Annotated in this window: 10 protein-coding genes; 7 read left to right on the forward strand and 3 right to left on the reverse strand. The window is 48.1% G+C overall.

Features of this window, described 5'->3' with window-relative positions; genetic code table 11:
* Window positions 1-37: 37 nt before the first annotated feature.
* Window positions 38-1,030 (reverse strand): hypothetical protein, encoded by a 993-nt coding sequence (locus KVT36_RS23430; RefSeq protein WP_217605881.1) that lies wholly within the window; start codon window positions 1,028-1,030, stop codon window positions 38-40.
* A 173-nt stretch (window positions 1,031-1,203) separates the two neighbouring features.
* On the opposite strand from KVT36_RS23430, the gene KVT36_RS23435 reads away from it, so the two are divergent.
* The 5 genes from KVT36_RS23435 (at window position 1,204) to KVT36_RS23455 (ending at window position 10,706) form a co-directional block, all read left to right on the forward strand.
* Window positions 1,204-2,079: an AraC family transcriptional regulator gene (locus KVT36_RS23435; RefSeq protein ID WP_217605882.1), complete on the forward strand. Its 876-nt coding sequence runs from the start codon at window positions 1,204-1,206 to the stop codon at window positions 2,077-2,079.
* 95 nt (window positions 2,080-2,174) lie between these two features.
* Window positions 2,175-2,915 (forward strand): SDR family oxidoreductase, encoded by a 741-nt coding sequence (locus KVT36_RS23440; protein WP_217605883.1) that lies wholly within the window; start codon window positions 2,175-2,177, stop codon window positions 2,913-2,915.
* A gap of 292 nt (window positions 2,916-3,207) precedes the next feature.
* Entirely contained in the window at window positions 3,208-6,273 is a 3,066-nt protein-coding gene (locus KVT36_RS23445) for a TonB-dependent receptor (protein ID WP_217605884.1), read from the forward strand.
* A gap of 23 nt (window positions 6,274-6,296) precedes the next feature.
* Window positions 6,297-7,823 carry a RagB/SusD family nutrient uptake outer membrane protein gene (locus KVT36_RS23450; RefSeq protein WP_217605885.1) on the forward strand — a complete coding sequence of 509 codons (1,527 nt, stop codon included), beginning with the start codon at window positions 6,297-6,299 and terminating at the stop codon, window positions 7,821-7,823.
* 30 nt (window positions 7,824-7,853) lie between these two features.
* On the forward strand, window positions 7,854-10,706 hold the full coding sequence (locus tag KVT36_RS23455) for a sugar-binding domain-containing protein (RefSeq protein WP_217605886.1): 2,853 nt from the start codon (window positions 7,854-7,856) through the stop codon (window positions 10,704-10,706).
* 170 nt (window positions 10,707-10,876) lie between these two features.
* Here KVT36_RS23455 and KVT36_RS23460 read toward each other — a convergent pair whose 3' ends face one another.
* On the reverse strand, window positions 10,877-11,773 hold the full coding sequence (locus KVT36_RS23460) for an AraC family transcriptional regulator (RefSeq protein ID WP_217605887.1): 897 nt from the start codon (window positions 11,771-11,773) through the stop codon (window positions 10,877-10,879).
* Between the two features lie 394 nt (window positions 11,774-12,167).
* A complete protein-coding gene (locus KVT36_RS23465; RefSeq protein ID WP_217605888.1) occupies window positions 12,168-12,398 on the reverse strand; it encodes a hypothetical protein in 231 nt (76 codons plus the stop codon).
* Window positions 12,399-12,573: 175 nt separating this feature from the next.
* Between KVT36_RS23465 and KVT36_RS23470 the strand changes: the two genes are divergently transcribed.
* Together KVT36_RS23470 and KVT36_RS23475 are read left to right on the forward strand one after the other, a co-directional pair.
* Complete coding sequence (locus tag KVT36_RS23470; RefSeq protein WP_217605889.1) at window positions 12,574-14,271, forward strand: M1 family metallopeptidase; 1,698 nt, start codon at window positions 12,574-12,576, stop codon at window positions 14,269-14,271.
* A 427-nt stretch (window positions 14,272-14,698) separates the two neighbouring features.
* Window positions 14,699-17,854: a TonB-dependent receptor gene (locus tag KVT36_RS23475; protein ID WP_254640168.1), complete on the forward strand. Its 3,156-nt coding sequence runs from the start codon at window positions 14,699-14,701 to the stop codon at window positions 17,852-17,854.
* Window positions 17,855-17,859: the final 5 nt, after the last annotated feature.

Genomic DNA, 17,859 nt, shown 5'->3' on the forward strand with positions numbered 1-17,859 from the left:
AAAAGCTCCGGCTGTATTAAGTCGGAGCTTTCATTTTTTAGCATATCACGGATTCCGTTTCAAGAATGTAAGTCTGCATCAACTTTGCCATAGTGCGTTTATACAGGTTCAGCACCTGGTCAAATGCGCCCTTGTTCAGCAGGTCCAGCGCCTGCTGCAGCTCATTGTTGTATAAGCTCCCGTAAATCTGTTCCTTTTCAGGCAATGCCGCTATAGCGCGTATAATGGGGCGGGATGCGAAGTAATACATTTCATACAGTGCATAACCATCCGGCTGTTCCAGCATATAATCATCCCGGAAAGTACGCAGTACATTCAGCTGTTGTTCCGTGCTTTTTTGACCATACCGTCCCATCAGCTCTTTTACTAAACAACCAGTGCCGTCAACACCGCCACCGCCGCCGTCACCCGGATCAATGTCGCAGGGCGGGCTGCATTGGCCATACTCCATAAAAACATTCAGGCTTTGCCGGCCGGCGTCCACTGCTTCCAGCACCTGCTGATTCCTTTTACAGGCAAAGGGGTGCGCAGCATTATAACCAAAATTAAATATCACACCATCGCAGCCTTCCTGTGCCAGCAATGCTGAAATGCGTTGTATGCCCCAGAAATAACCGCGGTGCACTTTAGATAATACTTCATGAAAGCGGCCATTGTACACCCGCTCTACATGGTTACCCAAAAGCTGCCAGAGCTGATCGCCTTTTACTTTTTCCCCGTTGTCGCTCACATAACCGTCCTTTAACAGCACCAGGTCAGGGCCGGCTGTTGCGGTCATGGTATGTTCACAAGGCACCAAAATTATTTTTCTGCTCAGGGGGTCATTTACATCAGCTAATCCATAGCGGAAGCTGATGCCGGAAAGACCAGGATAGGTTTTAATACAGTCCAGGATGGCCTGCTTTGGTAAAAAAACAGCCGGGGTCGCGTCAGGAAACCTGGTAGCAAAGCCGGTTTTCAGGGTTTGATATTCGGAGTGGGAAATAAATTGCCCGATGGCATCCAGGGGCGGTTTTCTGTTGAGGTTCATAGGAAATGTTTTGTGGTGATTGAATAGAAGAGGGACGTCCTTTTTAAATATAGATATAAAATTGCTGAGGGGTTTGTCTTAAATAGCAACTTATGCAGAATATTACAGCATATTCAATACCCTTCTGCATTGTTTGAATTTCATAGATACAAACAATCCCTTAATTTTGCCGCATGCCCACACCTGAAAATGCAAAGGACTTTCTTGCCAACCGTTTGCCGGCCCTTGATTTCAAAGATCAGTTCACGGCATTTGAGCGGCAAACCTATGCCAGCAAACCTATGTCCTATAACCGGAGGGATTTTTACAAGATCTCCCTGGCATTAGGCAGCAGCCGCCTGTATTATGCTGATAAAGGAATTGAGCTGAACCGGCCTGCCCTGATCTTTTCAAACCCCATGATCCCCTATGCCTGGGAGCCAGTTTCAGCAAAACAGGAAGGCTTTTTTTGCCTGTTCACGGAAAACTTTCTGAAAGCAAAGGACCGGGACCTGGTTTTACAGGACTCCCCGCTTTTTAAAGTGGGGGCCAGCCCGGTGTTCTTTGTTGATGATACACAGCTGAAATATATCAGCTCCATTTTCCAGAATATGCTGCGGGAGTTTGACACTGATTATATTCACAAGTTTGACCTGCTGCGCAACCATGTAAACCTGCTGTTACATGAAGCCATGAAAATGCAGCCATCAGCCGGTTATTTCAAACATCAGAATGCTGCAGCGCGTATTACCGCCATGTTCCTTGAATTGCTGGAAAGGCAGTTCCCCGTTGATTCTCCGCAGCATGCCTTAAAATTAAGAACACCCAATGATTATGCGGAACAGCTGTCGGTTCATGTAAACCATCTTAACCGCGCGGTAAAAGAAATTACCGGCAAAACCACCACCACGCATTTAGCAGAACGTATGTTAAGCGAAGCCAGGGCGCTTTTAAAACATACTGACTGGACCATTAATGAAATTGCCTACAGCCTGGGTTATGAATACCCTACTTATTTCAACAACTTCTTCAAAAAGCAAACCGGTGTTACGCCCAGCTCCTTAAGGTAAGCCGCCAATTGTTTGAATTTCTTAGCATTCTGTTTGAGAACCTTTAACATGCCTGCAGGCATGCGGGCTACCTTTGCCTTATCAAAAATTGAACTATGGAAAACAATTTAAAAGGTAAGGTAGTTGCCATTACAGGCGCAGGCAGCGGCATAGGTGAAGCTACAGCGCTGCTGCTGGCTGCTGGCGGCGCAAAGGTGGTGCTGGGCGCACGCCGCATAAACCGGCTGGAAGCGCTGGCAGCCCGTATTACAACGGCAGGTGGAGAAGCCATCTATATACAGACAGATGTAAAACGCCGCGATGATATGACCCAGCTGGTAACATTTGCCTGTGAGCGTTACGGCCGGCTGGATGTGCTGGTCAGCAATGCCGGCGTTGGGCCCATCTCTCCCCTGGATGAGCTGCGCGTGGAAGATTGGGATGATATGATCGACATTAATATAAAAGGTATGCTGTATGGCATTGCTGCAGCGCTGCCGGTATTCCGCAAACAAGGCTCGGGGCATTTTGTAAATATTGCTTCTACCGCCGGGCACCGCGTTGTTCCCACCATGGCGGTTTATGCGGGCACCAAGTTTGCCGTGCGCACCATTTCCGAAGGCTTACGGCAGGAGGCTGGTGATAAGCTGCGCGTAACCATTATTTCACCGGGTTTCATTCATACAGACTTCGCAGAATCCATGACCAACCCCGGTATAAAAGCCCAGATGCTGGAACAGCGGGATAAAATAGCCATACCGCCGGATGCCATTGCCCGCGCTATAAGCTTTGCCATTGAGCAACCGGCTAATGTAGATGTGAATGAGATAGTAGTGCGCCCAACCGCGCAGGCTTAATACTTACAATTACCTGTTTGATAACCCCACCTTTCACCCCTCCCCGGGCACATCCCGGCAAGATTCCCACTAAGCGTTGCCCCATCAATGGTCTGATAATCCATCTTTTTGAACCGTTTGTCCATTTATGAATTATGCCAGTATGCTTAGGTTTATGGGTACAAATAATTCCACTTTTTTACCATAAAAAAATCAATCAAAAATTCCACATGGGACAATGAAGAACTTTCCTTCCGCTTATAGAAATAAGCAATGCGGTCAATCTATTTTTTAACAACCAATTTTATCTGATATGCCAAGATCTACTACTCGTAGTTGGAAAAAAATTCCACTTATTGCCTTGCTGCTGGCTATTTTACAGGTTAGCAGCAGCTACGGCCAGCAACAGCTTACTGTAACGGGCACGGTTACGTCAAAAGACGACGGGCTTCCCCTGCCGGGTGTGGCAGTTAGCATTAAAAATACCAGCCTGGGTATTGCTACAGATGCCAATGGCAAATTCTCCATCAGCGCCTCAAAAGGGAGCGTGCTGGTGTTTAAAGCCCTGGGCTTCACCCCCCAGGAAGTGAGTGTGAATGATGGACTAATGAACGTGGTCATGGAATCTTCACAGAGTAACCTGAACGAAGTTGTTGTGATCGGGTATGGAACGGTAAAAAAGAAAGACCTTACCGGGGCCATTGCCAACATTAAAGGTGCCGATATAAAGGCGCAGGGCGTAAGCGATGTTACCCGCTCATTGCAGGGAAAGCTGCCCGGCGTAACCATTGAATCGGCCGGTGGTAACCCGGGCTCCGGCACCCGTATACTTATCAGAGGCGTAGGCACCCTGGGCAATGCAGCACCATTATATATTGTAGATGGTGTACCGGTAGCCAGCATCAACAACCTTAGCCAGCTGGATATCCAGTCTGTTGATGTGTTAAAAGATGCTTCTGCAGCGGCCATCTATGGCTCCCGCGCAGCTAATGGCGTGGTGCTGGTAACTACCCGCACGGGCAAGAACGGGAAAGCAGTAGTGCAAATGAATGCCAATTACGGCATACAGCGTATAGCGCATAAACTGGATGTATTGGATGCACAGCAATGGGCCAAGGTCAGCAACACCGCGCATGACGCAGCCGGCCTGCCCCGGCTGGATATAGCCCGGAACCCGGATTCACTGGGCGTTGGCACCGACTGGCAGGATGCTATTTACCGTACCGCACCGGTACAGCAATATGAGCTGCTGGTAAGCGGCGGCAACCAGTACAGCACCTACAGCGTATCCGGCAGCTACACCAAACAGGATGGGATTGTAAAGGTTACCGGTTATAACCGTTATAACCTGCGCGTAAAATCAGAAACTACCAAAGGCCGGTTCCGGTTTGGAGAAACCGTGCTGCTTACTAAAGAAAAAACCACCAATATGGCCGGGGGCTGGGGCGGCCAGGGAGGTAATCCCGTAGGTTCTGCAGCAAAAATGATCCCGGTTTTCCAGATCTATGATACCAGCGCCCTGGGCGGTTATGCAGGCGCTTACGGCCCTGTGGTGAATGTGGCCAACCCGGTAGCGCAATTAAACCTGGAGAATATTACCAAAGCATCGTCCAGCATTTTAACGAATGTATTTGGCGAGGTAACGCTTATTCCAGGCCTGGTATATAAATTAAATATGGGTTATACCAGCAACTTTATTACCAATGATGATTATTACAAACGTTATGTGGTAGGCACCCTGTTCACCCATCCCACCAATGATCTTACACAAAGCAAAGAGCAAACAAACCTGCTGCTGCTTGAAAATACATTGAACTACACCAAAACATTGGGTAAAAGTAATATCCAGGCATTAGTGGGGTATACTTATCAAAAGACCAATTATACGTACCTGCTCTCTGCCAGAACAGATCTGCCGGATGGCTTAAAAAATATTGATGCGGGCGCAGGCACCTCCACCACCGGCGGTAACAGTACGGAAAGCAGCCTGCTATCTACCCTGGGCCGTGTGATCTATAGTTATGACGACCGTTACCTGCTGACCGCCAGTATACGGCGGGATGGCTCATCACGGTTTGGCAGCAGCAACCGTTATGGCAGCTTCCCTTCTGTTGCGCTGGGCTGGAACATCTCTAATGAAAGGTTCTTTACATCGCTGAACAATGCCATCTCTCATTTAAAGTTAAGAGGCAGTTATGGTGTGCTGGGTAACCAGGAAATTGGTGATTATCAATACAGTGCAGCGGTTGCTTCTAATATTAATTACGTTACCGGTGCTGAGCAGCAGAAATGGTTTGGCGCTATACAAACCTCTTTCTCGTCCCCGAATATTAAGTGGGAAAACACCAAAACCACCAATGTTGGGCTGGATGCCGGTTTCCTGAAGGGCCGGCTGAATATTACGGCCGACTATTTTATTAAAACAACAGATGATGTGCTGCTGAATGTACCCATCCCGGGATCTGCCGGCTCTACGGCTAACCCGGTAGTGAATGCAGGCCGCTTAAGGAACAACGGATTTGAGTTTGGATTCAACTACTCCGACCATGCAGGCGAACTGAATTACAGTGTGTTCGGGGCTTTTTCTAAAGTAAATAATAAAGTGCTGGAGCTGGGAACAGGATCGCAGCAGATCTTTGGCGGGCAGCCCACCCACCATGGCGCCTCCAGCACATTAACAGAAGCTGGCGGTCCTATTACTGCATTCTATCTTATTAAGGCCGATGGCATTTTTAATTCACAGGAGGAGATTGATGCTTACAATAAGAACGGCACCCTGATACAGCCCAATGCTGCACCGGGCGATATTAAATTCTTTGATGCCAATGGCGATGGGCAGATCAGTGATGAGGATAAAGTATATGCCGGCAGCCCTTTCCCTTCTTTTGAATACGGGTTTGGGATCAACGCATCTTTCCGCAATTTTGACCTGAATGCTTATTTCCAGGGCACGCATGGGAACAAGATCTACAATGGCCTGCGCCAGGACCTGGAAAGCATGAGCCTTGAGTTCAACTATGCCACCAGCACCCTTAATGCATGGACGCCTGAAAAGCATACCGACATACCACGCGCAGTAACCAATGATCCGAATTTTAACGACCGTACCTCTACCCGCTTCCTGGAAAGCGGCTCTTACCTGCGCATGAAAACACTGCAGATCGGGTACACCATCGGGGATGTATTGAAAAGCAAATTTAAGATCAGCTCCCTGCGTGCTTATGTAAGCGCCGATAACCTTTTCACAGTGAGCAGCTATAAAGGCTTTAACCCGGACATTGGCCGGACCGGCAGCATCTTTGACCGCGGCGTAGATTATGGGCACGTGGCCTATCCCATTGCCCGCACGCTTTCTTTTGGATTGCAATTAACACTTTAGTCAACCAGAAATACCGATCACGTATGAAAAATATTACCGTTCTTATAGCAGCCATGACACTGATGCTGGCCTGCAAAAAAAGCACCCTGGAGCTGGTGAACCCGAACCAGATCACTTCGGAAACCTACTGGAAAACTGAAGCAGATGTGCAAAGCGCTTTTGCCGCTACTTACGGGCTGCTGCGCGATGTGAATGGCGGTTTCTGGGCCGTACGGGGTATTGAGCTGGGCAATGGCCGGGGCGATGATTTCTTTATCCGCAATGATGTTGCCGCACTGTACCAGTTCTCCACCTTTACCAATACACCGGATAATGGTACTGCCAATGACCTGTGGAACATTTGTTACCGCGGCATTTTCCGCGCCAACCAGATCCTGGAGAATATTGATAAGGTAAGCGACCTTGCCGCCGATTCAAAGGCCTCCTATATAGCAGAAGCAAAGTTCCTGCGGGGCCTAAACTATTTTATACTGGTTATAAACTTTGGCGATGTACCCATTCACCTGAAAACGCCTGTTACCAAGGAAGATTATTTTGTAGCCAAATCGCCCGAGGCCGATGTATGGAAACAGGCAAAACAGGATTTTACCGAAGCAGCCGCTGGTTTGCCCGTATCCTACCCTTCAGAATGGATTGGCCGGGCTACCAAAGGCGCTGCGCTGGCCTACCTGGGTAAGGCAAATTTATTTACCAAAGACTGGACAGGCGCAATAGCCGCGTTAACACAGCTTACGCAGGCGCCCTTCACTTACCAGCTGATGCCCAACTACGGCGATAACTTTATTGTTACAAAGGAAAACAACATTGAATCTGTATTTGAGATCCAGCTGGGCGATGTTGGCGGCACTAATCCATGGGCAGGAGAAAACGCAGCACAGGGCCTGGGCGTTACCACCGCACAGGAATTTGCCCCCGCTGAAGTAGCCGGCTGGTTTGAGGTAAGTATAACGGACAAGCTATTCAACGAGTTTAAAAAAGAAAAAACCCTGGCCAATGATTTTGATCCGCGTATGTATGCCACAATAGTATGGGACTACCCCGGCGCTACCTTTTATAATAAGCCATTCAGCAGCTTTAAGCTCATATTCGGCTTTAGCTCTTTAATTAAAAAGTACCAGAACTATACGCAAAAGGATGAGATCACAGGCGCCAGCGGTGCATCTAACTACACCTCCGGCAATAATGAGCGGGCGCTCCGGTATGATGATGTGCTGCTGATGCTGGCAGAAGCCGTTACCATGCAGGGCAAACCGGCAGAAGCTTACCCCTACGTAAAACAAATACGGGACAGGGCTAAATTAGCACCGCTGGCCGCCGGCTTAAGCCAGGACCAGATGATGGCCGAGATCAGGCACCAGTGCATGCTTGAATTTGCCAGGGAAAATCATCGCTTCTATGACCTGAAAAGATGGGGCCTGCTGAAACAGGAGATCACCAACAGCGATAAAGTAGGCAAACAATTTTATATAGCAGGCAAACATGATTATTTTCCCATTCCGCAGGCGGAAATAAATTCCAACCCGCAAATGAAGCAGAACACAAACTGGTAAGTTATTTTCTTTATAAACCGTATTAATACCATGCAGAGAACAGCCACGTTGTTTTTTAGTACATGCTTATTGTTTACTTCCGTATTGATGGCCCGGGCGCAGCAGCCGCCGGGGAAAACCGAAATAAATCTTTCCGGGAAGTGGCGCTTTCAAACCGATTCCCTGGATGAAGGCGTTACGCAGAAATGGTATACCCGGGAGCTGAAGGAAACCGTTACCCTGCCTGGTTCCATGACCACTAATAAAAAGGGAAATGATATAACGGTAAATACGCCCTGGACCGGCGGCATTGTAGATTCCTCCTGGTTCCGGGATCCTGCATACAGTAAATACCGGGTACCGGGCCAGGTAAAAGTTCCGTTCTGGCTGCAGCCCGACAAATATTATAAAGGAGCGGCCTGGTACCAGCAAACCATTGATATACCTGCCTCCTGGAAGGGACGGCACCTGGAGCTTTTTTTAGAACGCTGCCACTGGGAAACCAGCGTGTGGGTGGATGACCAGTATGCAGGCATGCAAAACAGCCTGGCCACCGCGCACACCTATGATCTATCGGCACTGTTAACACCGGGCAAACACAAGCTCAGCATCCGGGTAGATAACCGGGTAAAGGACATTGACCCGGGCGAGAACTCGCACAGCATATCAGACCATACGCAAACCAACTGGAACGGTATCATTGGCAAAATGGTGATCCGGGACAAACCGGCCGTTTACATCAGCGATGTGCAGCTGTTCCCGGATCTGAAAGCAAACAATGTAACCGCGCTGATAACGGTGAATAATATCAGCGGTAAACCGGCTGCGGCCAAAGTAACCTTACAGGTGTTGCCCGGCAAACCTGCTACGGAAAAGCTGCAGCCCGTAACGGCGCAGGAGCAGGTTGATAAAACTACGGTGCTTAAAGTGGTGTACCCCATGGGGCAGCATCCTGCCTTATGGGATGAGTTCCATCCCAATGTGTATAGCATGAAAGTGGCGCTTAGCTCCGATCAGCCTGGAACAGATGAAAGCCGCGTGCTCTTTGGTATGCGGGAATTTTCAGCCAGCGGCACACAGTTCACCATTAACGGGCGGCCTACGTTTTTACGCGGCACGCTGGAATGTGCAGTGTTTCCAAAAACCGGTTACCCGCCAACGGATACTGCTGCCTGGATGCGCATTTTCAGGATCTGCCGGTCATATGGATTAAACCATTTACGCTTTCACTCCTGGTGCCCGCCGGATGCCGCTTTTGAAGCAGCAGACCGCATGGGTTTTTACCTGCATATTGAATGCTCTTCCTGGGCTAACCAGAGCTCCATGATCGGCGATGGCAAACCGCTGGATGCATACATTTATGAAGAAAGCAGGAAGATCGTAAAAGCGTATGGCAACCACCCCTCTTTTTGTATGCTGCTGTATGGAAATGAGCCCGCTGGTAAACACCATACCCAATACCTGACGGACTTTGTGAAATACTGGAAACAAAGGGATACCCGGCGGCTGTACTCCACCGGCGCAGGCTGGCCCATTATTTCTGAAAGCGATTTTAACAGCACCCCGGATCCGCGTATACAACGATGGGGAGAAGGGCTGAAAAGTATTATTAACGGCCAGCCGCCGCGTACGGATTACGACTGGTCCGCTATGATAAAAAAGTGGCAGCATCCTACCGTAAGCCATGAAATTGGGCAATGGTGCGTGTACCCCGATTTTAACGAGATCAAACAATACGACGGTGTGCTGAAAGCAAAAAATTTCGAGATCTTCCGGGATCAGCTGGAAAAGAACGGCATGGGAAAGCTGGCACATGATTTCTTATATGCTTCCGGCAAGCTGCAGGTATTATGTTATAAGGCAGATATTGAGGCTGCTCTGCGCACGCCCGGTTTTGGCGGGTTCCAGCTACTGGGCCTGTATGATTTTCCGGGGCAGGGTACCGCTTTAGTGGGTGTATTAAATCCTTTCTGGAAAGATAAGGGATACGTAACCGGGAAGGAATACCGCACATTTTGTAATGCCGTGGTGCCGCTGGTACGGCTGCCTAAAATGGTGTACCTGAATAATGAAAGTTTAAGCGTGCCGGTAGAGATAGCGCAGTTTGGCCCTGCAGTGTTAACGAATGCCACACCTTCCTGGACTATCAGCAACAGCGCAGGTAAAGTGCTTTTTAAAGGTGTGCTGGATAAAAAAGACATCCCGTTTGGCAATGGCATTCAGCTGGGCCACATCAATGTAGCGCTGAATGCAGTAACTACGCCGTCGCGGCTTACTTTAGCTGTTAACGTTGCCGGTTACACGAATAACTGGGATGTATTTGTGTACCCCGCTACCCTGCCCGCTCCTGACCCGCAGGTGCTGGTTACACAGCAGCTGGATCAAAAGGCGCTGGATGCGCTGGAAGCCGGTGGCAAAGTATTACTGACCCTTAAACAGGGTACGCTGAAAGCAGATAAAGGCGGTGATATTCCCATCGGGTTTTCCAGCATTTTCTGGAATACGGCCTGGACCCATCAGCAGCCGCCGGTAAGCTTAGGCATTTTATGCGATCCCGCACATCCGGCTTTCCGGCAATTTCCTACGCAGGGTTTCAGTAACTGGCAGTGGTGGGATGCTATGTCGCACTCCGGCGCCATTAAGCTGGATGCTGTTCAAAAAGGGCTGCAGCCTATTGTACGGGTTATTGATGATTGGGTAACGGCCAGGCCGCTGGGCCTTGTGTTTGAATGCAGGGTTGGAAAAGGTAAATTAATTGTTTCAGGAATTGACCTGCTCAGCAACCGGGAAAAACGGCCGGAAGCCAGGCAGCTGTGCTATAGCTTACAGCAATATATGAGCAGCAAAGCATTTAACCCGGCAGCGGTTGTGAGTGCAGCGCAGATAACAAGCCTCTACGAATAAACGCTAAATGCTTAATCGCGTCATTGCGAGGAGCCGGGAGGTTACAGTGGGAAGGGCGACGAAGCAATCCCCAGCCATTCAGGAAGCAATCCCCAGCCATTCTGGAGATTGCTTCGTCGCCCCACACGCCCCTGGCTTTACTTTGCTCCCCGCAATGACGCGATTCGTATTTAACTTTTCTTATGCTGGTTCTTATAGAACGCGGGTGATTTCCCCATGAGCTTTTTAAACAGCCGCGAAAAATAATACGGGTCCTGGAAGCCAAGCTCCGCGCAGATCTCCTTAATATTGCGGTCGCTGAAATATAAGTACTGGCACGACTTCTGGATCTTAAGCTGGCTGAAATACTGGTTGGGTGAGCTGCCCATTTTGGTTTTAAACAGCCTGGAATATTGCGATACCGATAAATGCTGCTGTTTAGCCAGCTGCTCCAGCGTTAACATGCGGCTCAGGTTCCTTTTCATAAAAGCGATGGAATCTGAGATCACATCATCATCCTGGTACGAGGGGTTAATTTCTTTAAAATAAACGAACGAGGAAATATAGTTAAACAGCTTGATGTTAGCGATCTCCAGCTGTTTTTCATCAAAGCTGCTTTCCAGCAGAGAAAAGATCTCTTCAAAATCCTGCATCCTTTTTTCATCATAAGGTATAGATACCAGGCTGCCTTTATCCTCGTAATACCGCGCCGTTAAAAGGTCTGCCGCCTCCCCTGTAAAATGTACCCAGTAAATGCTCCAGGGATCTTCCTGTGAGCTTTTGTAACGATGCGGTACATGCCTGGGTATAATAAAAAACGTATTAGGCAATAGCTCAATGGTATTGCCCGGCAAAGAAATGGTCCCCTTCCCTTCTATACAATACAGTAAAATATACTGCTGGCAGCCGGTCTTGCGCTCCCGGTCGTGGTTCACTGCATGCGGATAAAAACCCATATCTGTCAGGTAAAAACGGTTGATGAGCGCATTCCGGAGCACAATCTTTTTTATGTTGGGTGGAAGCACGATCATCCGTTGACCAATAAACCCCTCTTTGATCTTTTTTGAAATATTGCCAACACTGTTCATAACGTTTAATCTTCTGGCATGAGTAGAATCTTATACAATATCACTAATAAAAGAGAAACTTCAGCTCCCTGATAACATTATCCATGATTGTGCAGAAATAATCCATCCGGGAATTATTACCCTAAATATAACTATTAATACATTCCGGCGGACGCCGGGGCATTTCCCCTAAAGCCAGTACAATCAGGTGTTTTTTACTTTTAAGTGTGTAAAACACAATCAATTTTAGGCGCAGGGGTAAAAAATGGAGTTAAAGTCCATCTTTAGGAATTTTAGCCGGATGCGCTAATGGCAGGCCGGAGACCTGGTTATAGAAAAAAAAAGCAGCAGCACATCCATTGTTATCAATAGATATGCTGCTGCAAAAAAGTTATTTTAATATCAGTTTAAAAGATCAGTCTTTCTTTTTTTCATCTTTTTCCTCTGTTCTGTCAATCGCATCTTTATCAGCATCTTTGTCCTGGTCGTTATCCCCCATCACTTCTCCTACTTTCTTAACTAAAGACGAAACAGGGCCCTCCATATGTTCCTGCGGTTCCGGCCCGGTTGTTTCCGGGTCTGGCTTTAAAGTGGAATCCTGGGGCTTTTTCTTCGGATCTAACTTTTTAGGATCATCTTGTGCCATAACAATTGTTTTTAGTTCAAAAATTGTGGTAACAAAATCATGCCAATACATCAGAGCCGGCTACACAGTCCCTGCCTTTCTGATCATAATGATCAGCTGGTTTAGGTTAATTTTAGTAAAGCTTCTGCCAAAAGACAATAAGCCGGGCTGAGGATAAATAATTAAGTTAGTGGTTATGCAAAATTTCATATTAGCGGTAAGGGGTATAGTTACCAGCTTGCTTTTCCTGGCAATCTTTACCACAGCTAAAGCGCAAACACCTGCCAGCAAAATATTCACCAAAGCAGACACATTACGGGGCAGTATTACCCCGGAACGCGCCTGGTGGGACCTTATACGATATGACATTACCGTTAAGCCGGACTACGAAAGTAAAACCATCAGCGGCTCCAATACCATCACCTATAAAGTGGTAAGCGATAACAAAAAGCGCATGATGCAGATAGACCTGCAGGAGCCCCTGGTAATTGATAGCATCCTGTTTAATCATTCGGGCAGGCTTCATTTTACCAAAGAAGGTAATGCCTGGCATGTAGCGGTTCCTGAACAGAAAAAAGCTACGGAAGGGAACGTGACTGTTTATTACCACGGGCAGGTCAGGGTATCTGTCCGCCCGCCATGGTCTGCCGGCTGGACCTTCACAAAAGATTCCCTGGGCCGCCCCTGGATGACCGTTACCTGCCAGGGCTCCGGTGCATCTGTATGGTATCCCTGCAAAGATCACCAGAGTGATGAGCCGGATAAAGGCGCCTCCTTAACGGTTATTGTTCCGGATACCTTGGTAGCTGTTGCCAACGGCAGGCTTCAGCTGAAAAAAGATAACGCAGACGGCACTACTACCTACAAATGGGCGGTGGTAAACCCTATCAGCAATTACTGCATCATACCTTATATTGGCAAGTACGTAAACTTCAGTGAAAAATATGCCTGCGAAAAAGGCGCGCTGGATGTTAACTACTGGGTGCTGGATTATAATTTGACCAGGGCAAAAGAGTATATGCCGCCGCAGGTGCATAATATGCTTAAAAGCTTTGAGTACTGGTTTGGGCCTTACCCCTTTTATGAAGATGGATACCAGCTCATAGAAACCTCGCATTCCGGCATGGAGCACCAGAGCGCAGTATCTTATGGCAATAAATATAAATTCGGGTATGGCGGCAGGGATGGCTCAGGAACCGGCTGGGGCATGAAGTGGGACTTTATCATTATTCATGAAAGCGGCCATGAATGGTTTGGCAATAATATCACCAGCAAAGATCTGGCTGATATGTACATACACGAAGGTTTTACCAATTACAGTGAAACACTTTTCATTGACTATATTTTCGGGAAAGATGCCGCCAATGCCTATAATGCAGGCATACGCAGAGGTATAAAGAACGACCGGCCTGTTATTGCAAAATATGATGTGAATGACCAGGGCAGCGGCGATATGTATCCCAAACCATCCAACATGCTGCACGCTATACGGCATGGGCTGGATAATGATACCCTGTTCCGGCAAATACTGCGGGGCATGAATAAAACATTCTACCATCAAACCGTTACCACACAGCAAATTGAAAACTACATTTCTAAACAGGCGCATTACGACTACAGCAAAGTGTTTGATCAGTATTTGCGGACCACGCAAATACCCCGGCTTGAATTTTATTTAGACCAGGACCATAAAAACGCGTTCTACCGCTGGACCAATTGTGTAAGCGGTTTTAACCTGCCGCTGGTGCTGCAAAATGAAAACGCAAAGCTGAAAGTTATACCAACAGAAAGCTGGAAAAAACAGCCGTTGAAAAGCAATGAGGCACCATTGTTTGATACGGCCGCTATTGTGAAGATGTATTACATCACAGCAGCGGTGGTGGAGAAGAATTAAGAATTAATAATAAAGAGGGTGATATTTCAATTTGAAGTATCGCCCTCTTTATTATGCGGGTTGCTAAAAATGCATTTCACCGGCGTACCGGCCCTCCAATTATTAATTATTCATTCCTAGGCAACGCCCTCTTTCCTTCCTGTAATTTCCCCCATACTTCCCTCCATCTCTCAAAAAATAATAATTTTTTTATTACAATCGATTGTTTTTTTACATTTGTCCAAGAATTACCACGTTAGAAACAATTTACCACGTTATCAGAAAAACTAAAATCTTTCCATTTATGCGACTATGAGTTAAACACTAATTATTAATCAGATCTGTCTGTGCCGTGTATGCAAACGTTTGCAGTATTCGGCACTAAATTCATTCGTACCGGCTAAACCGGTACCAGGCTTTCTTTTGCCATCACCTTAAATTTTCCGTTATGTTAAAACATTTACCCTCCTTACCTCCGCCAAGCAGGTTAAACTTCAGGCGGCTCCTTTTTACTATGATACCGCTGGCCGGCTTTTTTCCTGCAATGGCAGCCGGCAGCTTATCACTATCCGCACCCGCTACAGCCCTGTTCCAGGAAAAACAGTCACATGAAATAAGCGGCACTGTTACCGACGAATCAAATCAGCCATTACCTGGTGTTACCGTAACGCTGAAAGGCGGCGGCAGCGGCACAGTTACAGATGCCAGCGGCAAATATTTACTGCGCGTAAGTGCTGAAAGCGGCACGCTGGAATTTTCATCGCTTGGTTTTGACCGGCAGGAGGCTGCTTTCTCCAACGAGCGCACCACCGTTAACATCCAGCTGAAATCAAACCAGAAAGCATTGGGCGAAGTAGTAGTGGTAGGTTATGGCACCCAAAGAAAGGTGAACCTGCTGGGCGCTGTATCCGCAGTAAAGGTTGATCAGAAGATCACCAGCCGCTCCCTGCCTAATGCTTCTTCCGCCCTGGCCGGCCTGGTGCCCGGTCTGGCAGTTACCCAATCAACAGGTATGGCCGGTAAAAACCAATCCAGCCTGCTTATCAGAGGCCTGGGCACGGTAAACAACAGCAATCCGCTGGTGGTAGTGGATGGTATGCCGGATGTAGACATTAACCGGGTGAACGTAAATGATATTGAAAGCATATCCGTGCTGAAAGATGCTACGTCCGCATCCGTATATGGTTCCCGTGCCGCTAACGGGGTTATTCTCATCACCACCAAATCAGGCAAGGGGCAACGTAAAACAGTGCTCAGCTTCAACGGGAACTATGCCGTGCAAAAGCCCACTAAATCGTATGAATTCATGGCGGACTATCCGCGTGCGCTAACCCTGCAGCAGCGCGCAGCAGCGGTGAACACGCTCCGCTCCCAGTGGCTCTTTAAAGACGGCACCATTGACCAGTGGATGGCCCTGGACATGATAGATCCCCTGCGCTATCCGAATACAGACTGGTGGGATATTATTACATGCGATGGAGCTATCCAAAACTATAACCTGTCGGCCTCCGGCGGCAGTGATCAGTCCAACTTTTTTATATCTGTTGGTTTGCAGGATGAAAAAGGATTGCAGATCAATAATAATTTCAAACAATACAACGCCCGCTTTAATTATGACCACAAGCTCCGGAAAAATATAAATACGGGCGTAAGGTTTTACGGTAACTGGTCTAATTTTCTGTATGCGCTGGATGATGGTTTTACGGATGATAATTCCAGCAATACAGCCGGCTTTGACCTGCAGTATGCTATTGCCGGCATTACGCCGTACGACCCTGTGAGCGGGTATTACGGAGGGGTAATGGCTTACAATGAAGATGCGCAGGCGTACAATCCATACACCGTATACATTAATAACCTTACGCATAGGAACCGGCAGGAAGCGAATGGCAGCATGTACCTCGACTGGTCGCCTATACCAGGTTTAACGGGCCGTGTAGATTATTCGCTGAATTACTACAATCAATTCAGCTGGAATGCAAATACTCCTAACCGCTCATACAACTTCCAGAGCAATGCCTTTGGCAGCCGCGTGTATGTAGGCGACAACGCAGGTGTTAGTAACAACACAAGCACCGGTTACAAAACAATGATGACCAGCCGTATCACCTATCACAAGGCCATCACCCGCAATCATGATCTGACCGCATTGGTGGTATATAGTGAAGAATACTGGTACGACCGGTTGCAGGGCACTTCCCGCAACGACCGCCTGTACCCTACCCTGCATGAAGTGGATGCAGCATTACCTGGCATCCAAAGCACCAGCGGCAGCTCCAATACAGAAGGCCTGCGCTCCTACATTGGCCGTATCAATTATAGCGCCTATGATAAATACCTGCTGGAAGTGAACGCCCGGTATGATGGCTCTTCCAAGTTCCTGCCGGGCAAACGTTTTGGTTTCTTCCCTTCTGTAGCACTGGGATGGCGTTTCACAGAAGAGAATTTTATGCAGCCCATTACCGGCCGCCTGCTCAGCAGTGGTAAGCTGCGTGTTTCTTACGGCGGTTTAGGTAATAACAGTGGCGTGGACCGCTATGAGCAGCTATCAACCCTGGCTAACAGTAACTACATGATTGGCGGTAATATTGCCAAAGGTTTTGTGAACAAAAAAATGGTGAACCGTGATCTTTCCTGGGAATCAACCAAGGTGCTGAACATAGGGCTGGATCTTTCTTTCCTGGATAGCCGCCTGGGTGTGGAGCTGGATTATTACGACCGCTTAACCACCGGTATGAACCGGCCTTCGGAAATGTCTAACCTGCTTACAGGCGCCTATACTGCGCCCCGCAAGAATATCGGCAACCTGCGGAACCGTGGTATAGAAGGTAACTTTTCATGGAACGACAAAGCCGGCGCTTTTTCTTACGGCCTTAACCTGAACGCTTCCTATAACAGAACTGCATTGGAAAAATGGAATGAGTTCCTGCCCAAAGGATATGTGTTCCTGGATATGCCTTACCACTTCCTGTACACCTATGAGGACATCGGCATTGCGCAAACCTGGCAGGATGTTTACAATGCAACACCGCAGGGCGCTTCACCCGGTGATATTATCCGCAAGGATGTAAACGGCGATGGGAAGATAGACGCGAATGATAAAGTAGCTCATCCCAATGTGCAGCGCGACCGGCCCACCACTAATATCTCTCTGGGCGGCAGCGTATCCTGGAAAGGTATTGATCTTGGTTTTCTGATACAGGGCGCTACCGGCCGCAAGGATTACTGGATCAATAACTACAACAATGTGAACTTCGGCGCACAGCGTTACGCATCCACCTGGGATCACTGGACCCAACCCTGGTCGCCTGAAAACCGCGATGGTGAATGGCCCCGCCTGGGCGGCTCCTCCAACCGTGAGGAAACCACTTTCTGGCTGGATGATCTCAGCTACATCCGTTTTAAGAATGTGCAGCTTGGCTACACGCTGCCGGCAAAACTGCTGAGCAGAGTAGGCCTCAGCACTTTCCGCATTTACTGCTCCGCGGAAAATATTGCTACCATTACCTCTTACCGTGGGCTTGATCCGGAAATGACAGGTAACAGAAGCAATGCCTATCCGCTGGTGAAATCGTACTCCGTTGGTATTAACATGAGCCTTTAAAAGTG

This window comes from Chitinophaga sp. GbtcB8, assembly GCF_019091455.1.
In the GTDB taxonomy this organism is placed as follows: Bacteria; Bacteroidota; Bacteroidia; order Chitinophagales; family Chitinophagaceae; genus Chitinophaga.

Coding starts and splice junctions, on each gene's coding strand:
- KVT36_RS23470 (WP_217605889.1), top strand. CDS start 12,574: ATGCAAAATTTCATATTAGCGGTAAGGGGTATAGTTACCAGCTTGCTT.
- KVT36_RS23440 (WP_217605883.1), top strand. CDS start 2,175: ATGGAAAACAATTTAAAAGGTAAGGTAGTTGCCATTACAGGCGCAGGC.
- KVT36_RS23460 (WP_217605887.1), bottom strand. CDS start 11,773: ATGAACAGTGTTGGCAATATTTCAAAAAAGATCAAAGAGGGGTTTATT.
- KVT36_RS23445 (WP_217605884.1), top strand. CDS start 3,208: ATGCCAAGATCTACTACTCGTAGTTGGAAAAAAATTCCACTTATTGCC.
- KVT36_RS23450 (WP_217605885.1), top strand. CDS start 6,297: ATGAAAAATATTACCGTTCTTATAGCAGCCATGACACTGATGCTGGCC.
- KVT36_RS23430 (WP_217605881.1), bottom strand. CDS start 1,030: ATGAACCTCAACAGAAAACCGCCCCTGGATGCCATCGGGCAATTTATT.
- KVT36_RS23435 (WP_217605882.1), top strand. CDS start 1,204: ATGCCCACACCTGAAAATGCAAAGGACTTTCTTGCCAACCGTTTGCCG.
- KVT36_RS23475 (WP_254640168.1), top strand. CDS start 14,699: ATGTTAAAACATTTACCCTCCTTACCTCCGCCAAGCAGGTTAAACTTC.
- KVT36_RS23455 (WP_217605886.1), top strand. CDS start 7,854: ATGCAGAGAACAGCCACGTTGTTTTTTAGTACATGCTTATTGTTTACT.
- KVT36_RS23465 (WP_217605888.1), bottom strand. CDS start 12,398: ATGGCACAAGATGATCCTAAAAAGTTAGATCCGAAGAAAAAGCCCCAG.